The sequence below is a fragment of the Solidesulfovibrio sp. DCME genome (assembly GCF_049995385.1).
Classification (GTDB): Bacteria; Desulfobacterota; Desulfovibrionia; order Desulfovibrionales; family Desulfovibrionaceae; genus Solidesulfovibrio.
This window is the reverse complement of the sequence record NZ_CP188261.1, coordinates 1,818,864-1,835,690: the sequence shown is the minus strand read 5'-3', so window position 1 is coordinate 1,835,690 and position 16,827 is coordinate 1,818,864. Positions and strand designations below refer to the sequence as shown.

The following is a 16,827-nucleotide window of genomic DNA, read 5'->3' as shown; positions in this document are numbered from 1 at the left end:
CGTATCGGCCAGTGCAGCGGAAACGAACATCCGGGGAGGAACCCATGGCAAAAGCTGGTGTCAATACCGTGCTCACGCTTTTCGTGGCCGCGGTGGTCCTCGTCCCCATCCTGATCCTGGTCGCCTACGTTTCCACGTCCTCCTACGAGATGGCCGCCGACCTCCAGGGGTCCTCCCTGCGCCAACTGGCCAAGGGCGCCAGCCAGACCCTCGAACTGTACCTCGACGATGCCGCCGACGTGGCCCGGGCCCTGGCCACCCAGGAAGCCGTGGTGGTCGGCCTTGGCGGCGACCGGCAGCGCATCGACACCCGCTTTCGCGACTACATGCAAAGCTACAAGCAGTATTGGGCCATCTTCGCCTTCGACCTGTCCGGCAAGATCGTGGCCGGCTACAACGCCAACATGGAAGACATGCGCGGCGGCAGCCGGGCCGACCGCGACTACGTCAAGGGCGTGCTGGCCGGCAAGGACCTGGTCTTTACCGACCAGGTGCTCTCGGCCCGCAGCGGCGACACCCTCATTTTCGTGGTGGCCAAGGCCGTGCACGACGCCGCGGGCAAGCTCGTGGGCGGCGTGGCCGTGTGCCCCAAGTGGAACGTCTTCACCAAGGACTTCATCGACCCCTTGCGCTTCGGCCGCAAAGGCTACGCCTTCATGCTCGACGCCACGGGCACGGTCATCGCCCACGGCACGGACAAGAACCTGCTGCTCAAAAACGTGGCCGACATGGAGTTCATCAAAAAGGCCCTGGCCCTCAAGGAGGGGTCCATGGCCTACGACTGGCAGGGCGAAGGCAAGTACATGGCCCTGGCCCGGGTGCCGACCACGGGCTGGCTGGTGTGCATGACCGCCTACGAATCCGAGATGACGGCCCTGGCCAAACGGCAGCGCACCTTCGTCTTCCTGATCGGCGGCCTGGCCCTGGTCCTGGCCGTGGCCGGCATTGCCCTGGCCAACCGCGCCCTGGTGCTCACCCCCCTGGCCAGGGTGGAGGCCTACGTGGCCAAGGTCGCCTCGGGCGATCTGCGGGCCGACCTGGCCGGGCGCTTCCGTTTCGAACTGGCCGCCCTGGCGGCCAACCTCCAACGCATGGTGGGGGAACTCAAGACCCGGCTGGGTTTCGCCCAGGGCGTCCTCGACGGCATTCCCGCCCCCTGCTCCGTGGTCGGGCCGGACGGCCGTGTCCTGTGGATCAACCGCCAGGTCCTGACCCTGCTGGAGCTTGAGGCCACGCCGGAAAGCGCCAAGGGCCAGAACACCGGCCAGCTCTTCTACGGCGACGCCAGCCGGGAGACCCTGTCCCAGAAAACCATCGCCACCCGCCAGAACGTTTCCGCGGACATCGACTTCCCCACCCGAAGCGGCCGGACCCTGCACCTGCACGTGGACAGCACGCCTTTCTACGACATGGACGGCGCCCTGCTCGGCTGCCTGGTCTTCTGGAACGACCGCACCGCCCTCATCGCCCAGAAAAACCGCATCGAGGCCCAAAATACGCTCATCGCGGCCACCGCCGCCAAGGCCGCCGACACCTCCGACCGCATGGCCACGGCCTCCCGGGAGCTGTCCGTCCTTATCGACCAAGCCAACCAGGGCGCCCAGGAGCAAAACGGCCGCGTCCAGGAAACCGTCACCGCCGTGGAGGAGATGAACGCCACCATCCTGGAAGTGGCCCGAAACGCCGGCCAGACGGCCACCGGCGCCCAGGCCGCCCGGGACAAGGCCCGCGAGGGCGCCGACCTGGTGGCCCAGGTCGTGGCCGCCGTGGACGGCGTGCGCGAGGCGGCCGGCCGGCTCAAGGACAACATGCGCGACCTCGGCCGCCAGGCCCAGGGCATCGGCGCGGTACTCGGCGTGATCTCCGACATCGCCGACCAGACCAACCTGCTGGCGCTCAATGCCGCCATCGAGGCCGCCCGGGCCGGCGAGGCCGGGCGGGGCTTCGCCGTGGTCGCCGACGAGGTCCGCAAACTGGCCGAAAAGACCATGCACGCCACCAAGGAAGTGGGCGAGGCCGTCACCGGCATCCAGCACGGCACGGCCGAGACCGAACGCATGATGGACCAGGCCGCGACGGCCGTGGATGAGGCCACGCAGCTGGCCGAACGCTCGGGCGGCTCCCTTGCCGAGATCGTCACCGTGGTCGAATCGGCCGGGGACCAGGTCCGGGCCATTGCCACGGCGGCCGAGGAGCAGTCCACCACCTCCGAGGAAATCAACCGCTCCATCGAATCCATCAGCCGCATCGCCTCCGAGACCGCCGCAGCCATGAGCCACTCGACCCAGGCCGTAGCGGAACTGGCCGAGCTGGCCCATAGCCTGAGCGCCCTGGTGGCCGACATCCGGGGTGGCGGCCAGACGGCGCTTTCGGCCTGAGGTTGCAGCCCGAAACAAGTGCAATAGCGGGTGTTGCAACAATGGCCGGCGGGGAAACCTCCGGCGGCCAAAGGGCTCCCACCCTTCGGAATCCCATGATGCTTCCCGCTTGTCCGCCCCTTTTCCTCCGCGCTCGCGGGCTCGGGACAGCAGGCCGACGTCATTGAGGACCTGGTGACCCTCCTTCTGCGCGCTCGCGGGCTCGGGCCAACCGTGGCAATGCCGCCAAAGGGCTTGCCATTTTCCGGGTTGGTCGCTATGGAAGCCCCCCCTGTGTGACATATTTCACGTGTCGATGGTGTGGCGCTCGCCGCCGTTCGTGACGCCAGGCCGTTTCACGCTCCCACTCGGGTCTTGCCGTACCGGGGAGGAGGGCTTCCGGCGCTTTGCCCGGGGGTCGCATCCGATGCCAGCCGCGTCCTCTTTCGGGGTTTGCCGTCGCCGCCGCGCCGGCGAGCCGCGCCGGAGTGCGCCCGCCATCCCCGGAGAAGGAGCCCTCCATGCGCAACGCCGGCATCAACACCGTGTTGGCCATTTCCGTCAGCCTGTCCGTCCTGGCCGGCATCGCCGTCCTGGTGACCTATGTTTCCCGTTCGTCGCTGGCCCTCAACGAGGAGCTGCGCGGCGAGGCCCTGACCGAATCCGCCCGGGCCGCGAGCAACGCCGCCTCCCAGTATCTGCGCCACACGGCCCAGGTGGTCGATTCCCTGGCCTCCCAGGACGCCATCAAGGAGGCCTTCGCCGGCTCGCCCCAACGGGCCAGGGAACGGCTCAAGAACTACGTCCAAGGATTCAAGGACTATTTTTCCTTTTTCCTCTTCGACGCCGACGGCAAGATCATCGCCGGCTACAATACCAACGGCCAGGACCTGACCGGCGGCGACCGGGCCGACCGGGACTACGTGGCGGCCATCCGCGACGGCAAGGATCTGGTCTATAGCCGCTCCGTCATGAAGGCCACCACCGGCGACGCGCTCATCTACGTGGTGGCCAAGGCCGTGCGCGGCCCGGACGGCAGGCTCCTCGGCGGCGTGGCCGGTTCGCCGCTTTTAAGCGAATTCACGGCCGAAACCGTCGACGCCGTACGCTTCGGCAAGCGCGGCCACGGCTTCCTGCTCGACGGCCAGGGGCGCGTCATCGCCCACGGCCTGGACAAGGGCCTCCTGCTGACGGACATTTCGGGCGAGGCCTTTGTCCAGCAGGCCCTGGCCAAGGGCCAGGGGCTTTTCGCCTACGACTGGAAGGGCGAGGCCCGGGTCATGGCCGTCAGCCGCATCCCGGCCACGGGCTGGCTCGTGTGCATGTCGATTTTCACCGACGACATGGACGCCCTGGCCAGGCAGCAGCGCCTGGTGCTGGTGTGGATCGGCCTGGCCGTGGCGGCGGCGGTGGTGGTGGTCATCAGCCTGGCCAACCGCCGCCTGGTGCTGCGGCCCCTGCTGGCCTTGAGCGAATTCACCGGCCGGGTGGCCGCCGGCGACCTGGGCGCGTCCCTTTCCGGCAACTTCCGGGCGGAACTGGGCCTTTTCGCCGACAGCCTGCGCCACATGGTCGGCGAACTCAAAATCCGCCTGGGCTTCGCCCAGGGTGTGCTCAACGGCATTCCCAGCCCCTGCGGCATCGTCGGCCCGGACGGCACCATGCTGTGGGCCAACGAGCAGGTCTGCCGGCTGCTGGAAAAAAACCAGCCCCGCGAATCCTATGTCGGCCAGCGTTCCGGGATGTTCTACTACAACGACCCGAGCCGCCAGACCCTGTCGGACAGGGCCCTCGCCGAAGGCCGGCCCCTGGGCAGCGAAATCGACTACCCGACCGCCTCCGGCAAGGTGCTGCGCCTGGCCATCCAGACCACGCCCTTCCACGACCTCGACGGCAAGACCCTGGGCGCCATCTCCTTCTGGACCGACCTGACGGAACTCTACGACCAGAAACAGCGCATCGAGGCCCAAAACGCGGCCATCACCGCCACCGCGGCCAAGGCTTCGGCCGTGGCCGACCGCGTGGCCGCCGCCACCGAGGAACTCTCGGCCCAGATCGAGCAGTCCAACCAGGGCGCCCGGGAACAGAACCACCGCGTCCAGGAAACCGTCACCGCCGTGGAGCAGATGAACGCCACCATCCTGGAAGTGGCCCGAAACGCCGGCGACACCGCCACCGGCGCCCAGGCCACCCGGGACAAGGCCCACGAGGGCGCCGACCTGGTGGCCCAGGTCGTGACCGCCGTGGGCGGCGTGCGCGAAGCGGCCGGCCGGCTCAAGGACAACATGCGCGACCTCGGCCGCCAGGCCCAGGGCATCGGCGCGGTGCTGGGCGTGATTTCCGACATCGCCGACCAGACCAACCTGCTGGCCCTCAATGCCGCCATCGAGGCGGCCCGGGCCGGCGAGGCCGGGCGCGGTTTCGCCGTGGTCGCCGACGAGGTCCGAAAGCTCGCCGAAAAGACCATGCACGCCACCAAGGAAGTGGGCGAGGCCGTCACCGGCATCCAGCACGGCACGGCCGAAACCGAGCGCATGATGGACCAGGCCGCGACGGCCGTGGACCAAGCGACAAGCCTGGCCGAGCGCTCGGGCACGGCGCTTTCGGAGATCGTCGGCGTGGTCGACTCGGCCGGGGACCAGATCCGGGCCATCGCCACGGCGGCCGAGCAGCAATCGGCCACCTCCGAGGAGATCAACCGGGCCGTGGAATCGATCAGCCAGATCGCCTTCGAGACCGCCACGGCCATGGAGCAATCCGCCGACGCCGTATCCGACGTGGCCCGCCAGGCCGAGGAACTCACGGCGCTGATGCGCGAGCTGTCCGGGGATGGCGGCGCGCCCAAGGCCCTGGCCTGAATCTTGTGCCGATAACGAACACGGCTGTTGGTCCGGGCGCGCCCACGAGGACCGGTCGCGCGGCCGGTGGTTTGCCTTTCTGCCCGTTTCCGGCTATTTTTTTCCGCTTCGGTCCAGTGGGCCGAAGCGGCGGACTTTTCCCCTCTTCCCCGTCGCGGGGGCCGGCGGCAGGTTGTCCCGGCGGCGCGGGCCGATCCGGCGCGCCGCACCGGGCCGCTTGAAGCTGCTCCGGCCTTCGTTACCGCAAGGAGACGCGCCATGCGCATACTGGTTGTCGGGTCCGGCGGGCGCGAGCACGCCCTGGCCCATACCCTGATCAAAAGCCCTGACGTATCCCTGGTCCTGGCCGCGCCGGGCAACGGCGGCACCGCCGGCATCGGCGAAAACGTCCCCGTTGCCGACACCGACGTGCCGGGCCTGGTCGCCCTGGCCAAGGACCGTGGCATCGACTTCGTCGTGCCCGGCCCCGAGGCACCGCTCGTTGCCGGCATCCGCGAGGCCATGGAATCGGCCGGCATCCCCTGCTTCGGCCCCGATGCCTACGCCGCCGGCCTCGAAGGCAGCAAGGCCTTCGCCAAGGAAATCATGCTCGCCGCCGGCGTGCCCACTGCCGCCTACGCAGCCTTCACCGACGCCAAGGCCGCCCGGGCCTATATCGAAAAAATCGGCGCCCCGGTGGTGGTCAAGGCCGATGGCCTGGCCGCCGGCAAGGGCGTGACCGTGGCCGCAACCGTGGCCCAGGCCGTGGAGGCCGTGGACGAGGCCCTGGTGCGCGGCGCCTTCGGCCAGGCCGGCGCCACGGTGGTGGTGGAAGAGGCCCTGGTCGGCGAGGAGGCCTCGTTTCTGGCCTTTTGCGACGGCACCACCGCCGTGCCCATGACCGCCTGCCAGGACCACAAGGCCGTCTACGACGGCGACAAGGGCCCCAACACCGGCGGCATGGGCGCCTACTGCCCGGCCCCGGTGCTGCCGCCCGAGCGCTACGCCGCGACCTCGGCCCTGGTCATCGAGCCGATCATGCGGGAGATGGCCAAGCGCGGCCATCCCTTCACCGGCATCCTCTATGCCGGGCTGATGATGACCGCCGCCGGGCCCAAGGTGCTCGAATACAACGTGCGCTTCGGCGACCCGGAGTGCCAGCCGCTGCTGTCGCGCCTCACCGGCGACCTGCCGGCCATCCTGGCCGCCTGCCGGGCCGGGACGCTTACGCCCGAACTCGTGCGCTGGTCGCCGCGCGCCGCCCTGTGCGTGGTCATGGCCGCGCCGGGCTACCCGGGCAGCTACCCCAAGGGCATGGCCATCACCGGCATCGAGGAGGCCGAGGCCGACGCGGCGGTCACGGTCTTCCAGGCCGGTACGCGCCGCGACGGCGACCGGCTCGTCACCAGCGGCGGCCGGGTGCTCGGGGTCACGGCCCTGGGCGACGGGCTGGCCGCGGCCAAGGCGGCCGCCTACGCGGCCTGCGCCAAGATCCGTTTCGACGGCGCGTTTTATCGTCGCGACATCGGCGACAAGGGACTTTCCCGGGAGGAAAACTAGATGCGCGTGGCCATTTTCATCGGCTCCATCTCCGACGAAGAGAAGATGCGGCCCTGTTCCAAGGTGCTCGATTCGCTGGGCATCGACCACATCTGCACCGTCACCTCGGCCCACCGGACCCCGGAGCGCACCCTGCGGCTGATAAAGGAGTGCGAGGCCGACGGCTGCCAGGTGTTCATCTGCGCCGCCGGCCTGGCCGCCCACCTGGCCGGGGCCGTGGCCGCCCGGACGGTCAAGCCGGTCATCGGCGTGCCCCTGTCGTCCTCGGGTTCGGCCCTGGGCGGCCTGGACGCCATGCTGGCCACGGTGCAGATGCCGCCGGGCTATCCCGTGGCCACGGTGGCCCTGGACGGGACCGGGGCGAAAAACGCCGCCTGGCTGGCCGCCTCCATCCTGTCGCTGACCGACCCGGAGCTGGCCGGCCGCATCGCCGCCGCCCGCGAGGGCTTCATCAAGGACGTGGAGACCGCCGCGGCCAAGCTGGGCAAGGGCTAGTCAAGGGGGCAAGGGGAGAGGCGGGCCGGAAGCCTCCGGCGGCCCAAGGGCTCCCGCCCTCCGGACTCCCTGCCGGGAAGACCGTTGGGCGAGCGTTGCGGCAGACCAGGGAAACCGTTTCGAAGCCGCCCCCCGTCTGCCCGAAAAACCGTCGCAAGGGCGTTGCAGCTCCCTGTTGCAACGCTTCCTGGCAGAGACGGCACGAAATAAAAAAAGCCCGGACACGCGTCCGGGCTTTTGACTTTCGCCGGGGCGCGCTAGTTCTTCACGCGCTTTTCCCACAGCTTCATTTCCTTCATCTTCTTGCGCCGCTCGCGCTGCAATTCCTTGCACACCAGCGGCATGCCCTTGGGGTAGCCCCACTTTTCCCGGTAGGTTTCGGGGGTCAGCCCGAACTTGCCGAGGTGCTTTTTCGTCAGGATCTTGAAGGACTTCCCGGACTCGAGGCAGATGATGCTGCGTTCGCGCACGGCCTTTTTCGGGTCCACGGCCGGGGTTTGGGCCTCGGCCTGGGCGCCGTCCTCGACCGGAGCGCCGCCGAGGAGGGACCGGATGTTGTCGGCCAACCGGCGGACCATGGAGGTGATCTCCTCCTCGGTCATGTTGCGCACGCTGGCCTGGGCTTTGACGATTTCCAATGCTTCTTTCAGACAGTCATCCATGGATGCTCCTTCACTGCTTCACGATAAACCAGAAGAGCCATGCAGCATCGGGCATGGCTGGGTGTTTTCGGGGTTGCGCCTGGGGCAACCACACCGTCCTGGCCCTGTCGGGCCGGCCGGGCGCCGAGTCGCTGAAACCGCCAATACGATGGAGCCGGGGTGTGGCCAGGCTTGCCGGCCGTTGGCCGTCGCCCGCCGCTGCCGACCGGCATTTCCTTGCGGCACCGCGCCATGCCCGCGCCGCCTGGAAACGCACGATGCGGGGAAGAGCCCGAGGGCAGGCAGGCTCTCCCCACATCGCCACCTCAACCTTGAGGGATGAGGTAATTTTGTCGCGCTGCCGATCCCGGATGCGGCCGCCTTGCCGCGAACCGTCCGGCCGCCGTCCGGATCAGCCCCTGCCCGAGGAAACGGAACCGGAAAGATGGCCCAGGCCATCCCGACGCCAATCCCCCTGGGCGTAGCGCACGCCGAGGCGCTTGAGTTCAAGCCGCTGGCTCCGGCCGCTGACGCCGGCCACGGCCACGTCCATCAGCAGGTTGCCGGCAAAGGCCAGCAAGCCTTCCAGGGCGTCCCGACGCCGGTCCGGCTCCCAGTGCCAGGGCATGCGGCTGGGGGAGACGCGCAGAATATCCGCCGGCAGCATCTCCATAAAACGCGCCGGCGGTTCGTCAAGATCGAAATTGTCCAGAAGGATGCGCGCCCCGGCCCGCTTGCAGGCCACGAGCAGTTCCAGGGAACGGGCCGGCTCCCGGCAAAGCGCCGTCACGTCGAACATCAGGATGGTGCGGGCGGCCGCCGGCCCGGGGGCTTGGCCGATGCGATCCGGGCGGGTGGCCAGGTCCGCGCGCACCAGACGGGCGGTGGGCTCACCCCGGCGGCCCGGGCAGGAGCCACGCTCGGGCCAGCCCGGCACGAACGCGCCAAAGGGCCTGACCGGGGCGCCGGCTTCCAGGCTCTCGCCCGGCGCCGGCTTGCCCAGGGCCGTTTCGATACCGGCCACCTGGCCGGTGCCGAGTTCGACCAACGCCCGAAAAAAAACGCCGCGCGACGCCTCTGCCCCGGTTTCGTTTTCCGGCCGGGCCAGCAGCGTCGTCGGATACGGCCACTGAAAGAGGGTATGTGCCATGGGTGTCCTTTAAACGTTCCTCGGCGACTTCCCCTCCAAGAATCGGTCCAAAATAAATTGTTTTATTTCAGCGAGGTACCTCTCGAAATCTGTCCTCAATCCAGGACAATGCCGCTAAATCCCTTTCTCTGTCCTCTTTTCAGGACAACCTGACAACCGCCGCCGGGACTGCCCCCGCCCCGATCCCGGGCCGCGCGGCCCGGATGCCGCCCCGGCACCTGGCCTTACGGAACGCGGCATTAGCCGGCCATGCCCGTCAGCCGGACCAGCATGCCCAGGGAGGCGGCGAAAAGCCGGTGGCGCAACTCGTCGGGCAGGCGCAACACGGTCATGGCCATGTAGGCCCCGAACCCGGCCAGCACCATGAGGTCGAACAGAACGATGACGCGCTTTTGCATACAAGCCTCCCGGAGGAACTTTTTTCCCCCCGGCCAGGCCAAAGCAAGAGGCGTTCCCGGCGGCATGGACCTCGGGGCCGGCCTCTGCTATGCGCCCCCCCATGCCACATGCCCACACCAAGCGGTTCTACCTGGCCAGCCTCGGCTGCAAGGTCAACCAGTACGAGAGCCGGGCCCTGGCCGAAGCCTGGGGCCGGGAGGGCTTCACCCGCGTGGAGGCCCCGGAGCAGGCCGACCTGGCCGTGCTTTTCACCTGCGCCGTCACGACCCGGGCCGAGGCCGAAAGCCGGCGGCTCGTGCGCGGCCTGGTCCGGCAGGCCGGCGCGGCGGCCCGGGTGGTGGCCACGGGCTGCGCCGCCGTGATCAGCCCCGACGCCCTGGCCGGCCTTGGCGCGCGGGTCGTGCCGGACAAGGCCCACCTCGCCCGCCATCCCCTGGGCCCGGACAGCCCCGCCCCACGCGCCCCGGACGTTTACCCCGACCTGCGCCTGTCCGGCCACGACCGGGCCAGGGGCCTGCTCAAGGTCCAGGACGGCTGTTCCCACGGCTGTTCCTACTGCATCGTGCCCGCGGCCCGAGGCCCCTCGGTCTCGCGCCCCCTCCCCGACATCCGCGACGAGGCCGCCCGGTTGCTGGCCGCCGGGCGCCGGGAGATCGGCCTGACCGGCATCAACCTCGGGCACTACGGCCGCGACCTGCGACCGGCCCTGAATTTCTGGGATCTGGTCAGCGACCTCGACAGCCTCCTTAACGCCGCGCCCGGGGGGCCGGCCAGGCTGCGCCTGGGGTCGCTCGACCCGGACATGCTCACCGACGAAGGCTTGGCCGTACTGACCCGAAGCCGCCATGTCTGCCCGCACCTGCACATCTCCCTGCAAAGCGCCGATCCCGGGATCCTGGCCGCCATGGGCCGCCGCCCGGGCGACGCCGACCGCTTGTCCCGTTTTGTGGACAAAATGAGTCGGGAATGGCCGGCCATGGCCCTGGGCTGCGACATCCTCACCGGCTTCCCCGGGGAATCCGAGGCTGCCTACGGCCGCACGGCCGATTTTCTGGCCGCCATCCCCCTGACCTACGCCCACGTCTTCCCTTATTCCCGCCGCCCCGGCACCCCGGCCGCCGCCCTGCCCGGCCAGGTGCCCCGGCCTGTCCAGGCCGAGCGGGCCCGGCGGTTGCGGGAGCTGGCCGAGGCAAAAAGCCAGGCGTTCGTTCGGGCCCTGGCCGGGACGGCCCGCCTCGAGGTGGCCCTGGAGCGGCGCGATCCGGCCGTGGGGGCCTGCGGCCAGTACGTCGACTGCCGGTTCACGGCCGACCCGGGCGCCCCGCTGGGGGCCATTGTGGCGGCCCGGCCCGTGGGGGTCGACGGCGCCCTGGTGGTCGTTTCCGCCCTGGGGCCGGGGGCGGCGACGTGAGCGAGCCCCGCGAGCCCCTGCCGGCCAAGCTCGTCTGTTCGGTGCTCTCGGCCGCCCTGCCGGACCTGTGGCCCGGGGCCGTGGCCGGCCTGGAGGAACGTTTCGGCCCGGCCGAATGGGCCTCGCCCGTCCTGCCCTTCGACCGGACCACCTATTATGATGCAGAGCTGGGCACGCCCCTGGCCCGGCGGCTGCTGGCCTTCGCCCGCCTGGTCCCCCAGGGGGCGCTGGCCGCGGCCAAACAGTTCACCAACGCCCTGGAAGCCCGTTTCGCCCGGCCGGACGGCCGTCGCCGCTGCAACCTCGATCCGGGGCTGCTCACCCAGGAACGCCTGGTTTTGGCCACGGGCAAGAACTTCACCCACCGCGTCTACCTGGGCCAGGGCATTTTCGGCGACCTGACCCTTGTCTTTCAGGCGGGGTCCTGGCAAACCCTGCCCTGGACGTTTCCCGACTACGCCTCCCCGGACATGCTGGCTCTTTTGACCGACATCCGATGCCGCTACCGCCGGGATCTGCGGGAAGCCGCCGCCAACGCCACGCCACCCAAGGAGCCTCCATGCCCAAAAGCATGACCGGCTATGGAAAAAGCCTGATCGAGTCCGATGCCTACACCCAGGTCTGGGAAGTCCGCGGCGTCAACAGCCGTTTCCTCGACCTGAAATGGCGCCTGCCCCTGTTTCTGCGGCCCAGCGAATCGGCCCTGGAACGGGTGGTGCGCGAGCAGGTGGCCCGGGGCCGCCTGGAAGTCCACCTGGAATTTACGCCCAAGCGCGCCGACATGTGGAAGGCCAGCCTGGACGCCGGCCTGGCCGGGGCCATGCTCGACGAGCTGGAAGCCCTGGCCCGCGCGCGCGCCATCCCCTACGTCCCGGACCTCAACCGCCTGCTGCCCCTGTCCCATCTGTGGCGCGAGGAGGCCGTGGAGCCCGATCCGGAACTTTTTGCCAACTTAAGCCGCGGCCTGCGCCTGGCCCTGACCGATTTCAACGACGCCCGGGCCCGCGAGGGCCGCGACCTGGCGGCCGACATGCTGGCCCGCCTGGCCACCCTCAAGGGCTGGCGCGAGGCCATCGAGGCCGCCGCCCCGGCGGTCAAGACGGAAAAGATGGACCAACTGGTGGCCCGGGTCACGGCCGTGCTGGAAAAAGTCGGCCTGGAACCCACCCAGGACCGCCTGCTCCAGGAGACGGCTATCCTGGCCGACAAGCTCGACGTGTCCGAGGAGCTCACCAGGCTTGCCGGCCATCTGGAGCGGCTGGAAGGCCTGCTGCGCCAGGGCGGCGAGATCGGCAAAAAGCTCGACTTCCTGGTCCAGGAGGCCTTCCGCGAGATCAACACCTGCGGCAACAAGGCGCAAAACCTGGAGATCAGCCGGCTTGTCGTGGATTTCAAGGCCGAGCTGGAAAAATGTCGCGAACAGGTGCAAAACCTCGAGTAACGGCGCGCGCCAACCGTACCAGGGGCGCAGGGGGAGGCCATGGGCCAGGGACTGCTCAACATCGGTTTCGGCAACTACGTGGCCGCCGCCCGCGTCACGGCCATCGTCAACCCGGCCTCCTCGCCCATGCGCCGCCTGCGCGAGGAGGCCCGGGCCGACAAACGCCTGGTGGACGCCACCCAGGGCCGCAAGACCCGCGCCATCATCATCACCGATTCCAACCACGTGATCCTGTCGGGCATCCAGGCCGAAACCCTGGGCGCCCGATTCGTCGCCGAGGAGGAAGACCATGCCGGCTAAACGCCTGGGCCTTGTTTTCGTCGTCTGCGCCCCGTCGGGCACGGGCAAGTCCACGCTCGTGCGGCGGCTGTGCAACGAGTTCGACAGCCTATCGTTCTCCGTGTCCGCCACCACCCGCGCCCCGCGCCCCGGCGAGGCCGACGGTGTGGACTACCATTTCCTGACCCGCCAGACCTTCCTCGACTGGCGCGGCACCGGCAAGCTGGCCGAATGGGCCGAGGTTTACGGCAACTTCTACGGCACGCCGGTCGAACCCGTGCGCCAGGCCCTGGCCGCCGGCCGGGACGTGCTGTTCGACATCGACGTCCAGGGTGCCGCCCAGCTGCGCCAGAGCCTGGGGGCCGGGGCCTATGTGTTCGTCCTGCCGCCGTCGCGGGCCGAGCTGTCCCGCCGCCTGTCCGGCCGGGGCACGGATTCGCCCGAGGTGGTGGCGGGCAGGCTTGCCGCCGCGCCCAAGGAAATCGCCGACGCGCCACTTTTCGACTACTGGGTGGAAAACGACGACCTGGAAGCCGCCTACGCCGACCTGCGGGCCGTGTACATGGCCGAGCGCCGCCGGCCGCGCTACCACCCCCAACTGCTGCCCGAACTCCTCCACCAATGGGAGGCGGCCATCTGAACCCGGCCGGCTGGCCGCGGCATTGACCCGGCGCGTGTTTGCCGCTATTTTGGGAAAAAGGGACCTCTGTCCGACGCCAATCGCCATGAGCCCAGAAAGCAGCCACCCCCCGCGCCGCCCCGCCGCCAAGGCCGACGACGACCTCGCCAAGCGCGACCGGATCAAGGGCATTTTCTCCACCCAGGCCATCCAGAAAGTGGGCACGGGCACCACCACCCGGCGCACCATCCAGAAGATGTACTGGTTCGTGGAGGAAGACGAGGGGCATATCCTGGAGATTCAGCCCCTCAACAAGAACTACGTGCCCTCGGGGCCCAAGCGCCGCATCGCCCTCGAGGAGTTGCTGGACAAGTTCTCGCCCGAGCCGGAATTCTACATTTCCACGGTCTACCCGCGCCTGCGCGAGCTCAACATGGTCATCCAGAAGGGCGAGAAGCACCGGGAGAAAGGCGAGATCTTCAGCGCCGAACTGGAATTCGGCCAGGCCCTGGCCGTGGACGAGGAAAACATCCGGGCCAACTTCGGCCTGGGCCTGACCTACCTCGACCGGGGCGAGGCCAACAAGGCCGACGACATCTTCCAGCGCCTGGTGCGCCTCGACGCCGCCTTCGAAAAGGAACACAAGCACCTGTTCAACGAATTCGGCATGAACCTGCGCAAAAACAAGATGCTCGACCAGGCCCTGGACTACTACCAGCGGGCCGAGGCCCTGGCCGTGCGCGACGACCACCTGATGTTCAACATCGCCCGGGCCTTTTTCGACAAAAAGGACTATGCCCGGGCCATGGAATACCTGCAAAAGGCCCTGGCGCTCAATCCCGAGCACACCGAATCGCGCCGGTTCGTCGCCTTTCTCGAGGAGAAGGGCCTGGCCAAGGGACCGGTCATCCAGTCCCCCGAGGCGGCGGCCGTCCCCGGGGACGACCCGCCCTCATGAGCCAGGAAAGCGGTCAGCGTTTCCTGCTGACGCTGCCTGCGGTCCAAAACGACCTGCCCTTCTCGCCGGTCCTGCTGACCCGGCTGTTTCGCCTGACGGGCGACGACGGCCTTTCGCCGCTCGACGCCATCGCCGCGGCCGTGGCCGAGGACCAGGGCCTGACCACGCGCCTTCTGGCCCTGGCCAACTCCGCCTATTACGGGCTCCAGGCCCAGGTGGGCACGGTCTCCCGGGCCGTGGCCGTGCTGGGCCTGCGCGAGGTCCGGGCCCTGGTGGTGGCCCTGGGCATGCGGGGGCTGGCCGACGTGCGGCCGCTGCCCCCGGAATTCTCCCCGCGGGAATTCCTCGAACACCAGACCGCCGTGGCCGCCGCGGCCATGGGGCTGGCCCGGGCCAGCGGCGTCATGGAGCCCGACGACGCCTTCACCGCCGGGCTGCTCCACGACCTCGGCAAGCTCATCACCGCCCTCTACCGCCCGGGCGACTGGCAGGCCCAGGCCGCCCTGGCCAAGGCCCAGGCCATTGCCTGGCACGAGGCCGAGGAACGCCACTGGGGCCTGGACCACGGGCTCATCGGCGCCATGGTCCTGCGCTCCTGGAACCTGCCCGACAGCCTGACCGAACCCGTCAACTGGCACCACGCCCCCCAGGCCGCCCCGGGCGATGCCCGGCCCTGCCGGCTGCTCGGCCTGGCCGACGCCCTGGCCCGGGAGGTGACCGGCCACCCGGAGCCGGGCGTCGCCGCCCAGGCGCCCCTGCTCCACGGGCTGCGCCTGTCGCGGCAGGAGGCGTTTTCGGCCGTGGAAACGGCCCTGGCCAGCCGCGACGTCGCCTCCTTAGCCGCCGCCCTGGCCTGACCGTCCGGCCGCCTAACCGCCCACGCCCGGACAGCATTCCCCTCGACGGAGCCCCCATGCGCAAAACCTGGATCTTTCCGCCGCAACCCGGCGCGAACATCGACGGCCTGGCCGACGGCCTGGGCATTTCCCCGGCCGTGGCCGGGCTGCTTTTCCGGCGCGGCCTGACCACGGCCGAGGCCATGGACGCCTACCTTTCCCCGGGGCTTCGCCGGCTCATGCCGCCGGCGGCCATTCCCGGGCTCGCGGCGGCGGCCGAACTGCTCGCCCGGGCCCTGACGGCCGGCAGGACCGTGGCCGTGTGGGGCGATTACGACGTGGACGGCATCACGGGCACGGCCGTGCTGGTGGAATTTTTGCGGGCGCGCGGCCACACACCCCTGTGGCGCCTGCCGGTGCGGGCCGACGAAGGCTACGGCCTCAACCTGGCCGGCATCGAGGAACTGGCCGCGGCCGGAGCGGAGGTGCTCGTCACCGTGGACTGCGGCATCGGCGGCCTGGCCGAGGTGGCCCGGGCCAAGGAACTGGGCCTGGACGTCATCGTCACCGACCACCACCTGCCCGGGCCCGAGCTGCCGCCGGCCGACGTGGTGGTCGACCCCAAACTGGCCGCGGGGCCGGGTTGGGATCTGGCCGGCGTGGGCGTGGCCTTTTTCCTGGCCGCCGCCGTCAACCGGCTCCTGCCCGGCCAGCCCTGCGACGTCCGCCGGTTGCTCGACCTGGTGGCCCTGGGCACCCTGGCCGACGTGGTCCCCCTTGGCGGCCAAAACCGCATCCTGGCCAAAAACGGCATGCTGCTTTTGGCCGAGGCGCCCCGGCCGGGCATCCACGCCCTCAAGGAAGTGGGCGGTCACAATCCCAAGGCGGCGCTGACCGCCTCCCAGATCACCTTCGGCCTGGCCCCGCGCCTCAATGCCGCCGGCCGCATGGGCCGCCCCGACGACGCCCTGGCCCTGCTGCTGGCCCCGGACCTGGACACGGCCCGGCCCCTGGCCGCCGCCCTGGACGCCGAGAACACCCGCCGCCGGGCCGAGGAGGACACCATCCTGGCCGAAGCCCTGGCCCAGGCCGAGGCCTGCCCGGACCGCTTCGGCCTGACCCTTTTCGCCCCCCACTGGCACCAGGGGGTCATCGGCATCGTGGCCTCGCGGGTGGCCGAGCGGCGCAACCGGCCGACCCTGATCCTGACCGAGGACGCGGCCAAGGGCCGGCTCAAGGGCTCGGGCCGGTCCATCGCCGGCTGCGACCTGCACGGGCTTTTAACGGAGATCGCCGACGTCCTGGCCAGCTTCGGCGGCCATGCCCAGGCGGCCGGCTTGTCCATCGTCCCGGGCGACCTGCCCCGGCTGGTTGCGGCCTTCGACGCGGCGGCGGCCCGGGCCATCGGCCCGGTGGTGGCGCCGCCGTCCCTGGCCCTGGACGGGGAGCTGTCCTTCGGGGCGGTCACGGCGACGCTGGTGCGCGAGATCGGCCTGCTCGAACCGTTTGGCTGCGGCAACCCCGAGCCGCTTTTTGCCTCGCCGCCGGTTGCGGTGGTTTCCCAGCGCTTTTTTGGCGAAAATCACGTGGCGGTTTCCCTGCGCGACACCGCCGCCGGGGTGACCTTGCGGGGCAAGGCCTGGCGCATGGCCGAGACAATCGGCGCGCGTGCGACCGGCACCACGGTTCGCGTGGCCTATACGCCAAAAATGTCGTACTTTTCCGGTGTCCCGGAAATCGAACTGCGCCTGCGCGACATTGGGGAAGCCTAAGCCCTTTCATTTCTATTCTGTAATCTCAGCTCCTGCGATTTCAGCATGTTAACATATTCTTCCTCCTTGCTC

Annotated in this window: 15 protein-coding genes; 12 read left to right on the top strand and 3 right to left on the bottom strand. The window is 69.6% G+C overall.

Annotated elements, in window-relative coordinates:
- The first annotated feature begins 44 nt into the window (after positions 1-44).
- The 4 genes from ACP59X_RS07885 to purE all read left to right on the top strand — a co-directional run bounded on the left by ACP59X_RS07885 (position 45) and on the right by purE (position 7,249).
- Positions 45-2,378 carry a methyl-accepting chemotaxis protein gene (locus ACP59X_RS07885; protein WP_428567446.1) on the top strand — a complete coding sequence of 778 codons (2,334 nt, stop codon included), beginning with the start codon at positions 45-47 and terminating at the stop codon, positions 2,376-2,378.
- A gap of 500 nt (positions 2,379-2,878) precedes the next feature.
- Positions 2,879-5,215: a methyl-accepting chemotaxis protein gene (locus ACP59X_RS07880; protein ID WP_428567444.1), complete on the top strand. Its 2,337-nt coding sequence runs from the start codon at positions 2,879-2,881 to the stop codon at positions 5,213-5,215.
- 258 nt (positions 5,216-5,473) lie between these two features.
- Positions 5,474-6,754: a phosphoribosylamine--glycine ligase gene (purD, locus tag ACP59X_RS07875; protein WP_428567441.1), complete on the top strand. Its 1,281-nt coding sequence runs from the start codon at positions 5,474-5,476 to the stop codon at positions 6,752-6,754.
- Complete coding sequence (purE, locus tag ACP59X_RS07870) at positions 6,755-7,249, top strand: 5-(carboxyamino)imidazole ribonucleotide mutase (RefSeq protein ID WP_428567438.1); 495 nt, start codon at positions 6,755-6,757, stop codon at positions 7,247-7,249.
- A gap of 257 nt (positions 7,250-7,506) precedes the next feature.
- Here purE and ACP59X_RS07865 read toward each other — a convergent pair whose 3' ends face one another.
- From ACP59X_RS07865 to ACP59X_RS07855, 3 genes are all read right to left on the bottom strand, one after another.
- Positions 7,507-7,911: a Ros/MucR family transcriptional regulator gene (locus ACP59X_RS07865; protein ID WP_428567435.1), complete on the bottom strand. Its 405-nt coding sequence runs from the start codon at positions 7,909-7,911 to the stop codon at positions 7,507-7,509.
- 391 nt (positions 7,912-8,302) lie between these two features.
- On the bottom strand, positions 8,303-9,040 hold the full coding sequence (locus ACP59X_RS07860; protein ID WP_428567432.1) for an EAL domain-containing protein: 738 nt from the start codon (positions 9,038-9,040) through the stop codon (positions 8,303-8,305).
- 239 nt (positions 9,041-9,279) lie between these two features.
- A complete protein-coding gene (locus tag ACP59X_RS07855) occupies positions 9,280-9,438 on the bottom strand; it encodes a hypothetical protein (protein WP_428567429.1) in 159 nt (52 codons plus the stop codon).
- A gap of 101 nt (positions 9,439-9,539) precedes the next feature.
- Between ACP59X_RS07855 and ACP59X_RS07850 the strand changes: the two genes are divergently transcribed.
- The 8 genes from ACP59X_RS07850 to recJ all read left to right on the top strand — a co-directional run bounded on the left by ACP59X_RS07850 (position 9,540) and on the right by recJ (position 16,755).
- Positions 9,540-10,850, top strand: coding sequence for a MiaB/RimO family radical SAM methylthiotransferase (locus ACP59X_RS07850; protein ID WP_428567426.1), 1,311 nt, complete (start codon positions 9,540-9,542; stop codon positions 10,848-10,850).
- Complete coding sequence (locus ACP59X_RS07845; protein WP_428567423.1) at positions 10,847-11,425, top strand: DUF4416 family protein; 579 nt, start codon at positions 10,847-10,849, stop codon at positions 11,423-11,425. Before ACP59X_RS07850 ends, ACP59X_RS07845 begins: the two co-directional genes overlap by 4 nt.
- Entirely contained in the window at positions 11,410-12,291 is an 882-nt protein-coding gene (locus ACP59X_RS07840) for a YicC/YloC family endoribonuclease (RefSeq protein ID WP_428567420.1), read from the top strand. The genes ACP59X_RS07845 and ACP59X_RS07840 overlap by 16 nt, the downstream gene beginning before the upstream one ends.
- Before the next feature lie 39 nt (positions 12,292-12,330).
- Complete coding sequence (locus tag ACP59X_RS07835; RefSeq protein WP_428567417.1) at positions 12,331-12,591, top strand: DUF370 domain-containing protein; 261 nt, start codon at positions 12,331-12,333, stop codon at positions 12,589-12,591.
- Complete coding sequence (gmk, locus tag ACP59X_RS07830) at positions 12,581-13,210, top strand: guanylate kinase (protein ID WP_428567414.1); 630 nt, start codon at positions 12,581-12,583, stop codon at positions 13,208-13,210. The genes ACP59X_RS07835 and gmk overlap by 11 nt, the downstream gene beginning before the upstream one ends.
- Before the next feature lie 85 nt (positions 13,211-13,295).
- On the top strand, positions 13,296-14,147 hold the full coding sequence (locus ACP59X_RS07825; RefSeq protein WP_428567412.1) for a tetratricopeptide repeat protein: 852 nt from the start codon (positions 13,296-13,298) through the stop codon (positions 14,145-14,147).
- Positions 14,144-15,004 (top strand): HDOD domain-containing protein, encoded by an 861-nt coding sequence (locus ACP59X_RS07820; RefSeq protein ID WP_428567409.1) that lies wholly within the window; start codon positions 14,144-14,146, stop codon positions 15,002-15,004. The genes ACP59X_RS07825 and ACP59X_RS07820 overlap by 4 nt, the downstream gene beginning before the upstream one ends.
- A 56-nt stretch (positions 15,005-15,060) precedes the next feature.
- A complete protein-coding gene (gene recJ, locus ACP59X_RS07815) occupies positions 15,061-16,755 on the top strand; it encodes a single-stranded-DNA-specific exonuclease RecJ (protein ID WP_428567405.1) in 1,695 nt (564 codons plus the stop codon).
- Positions 16,756-16,827 lie beyond the last annotated feature (72 nt).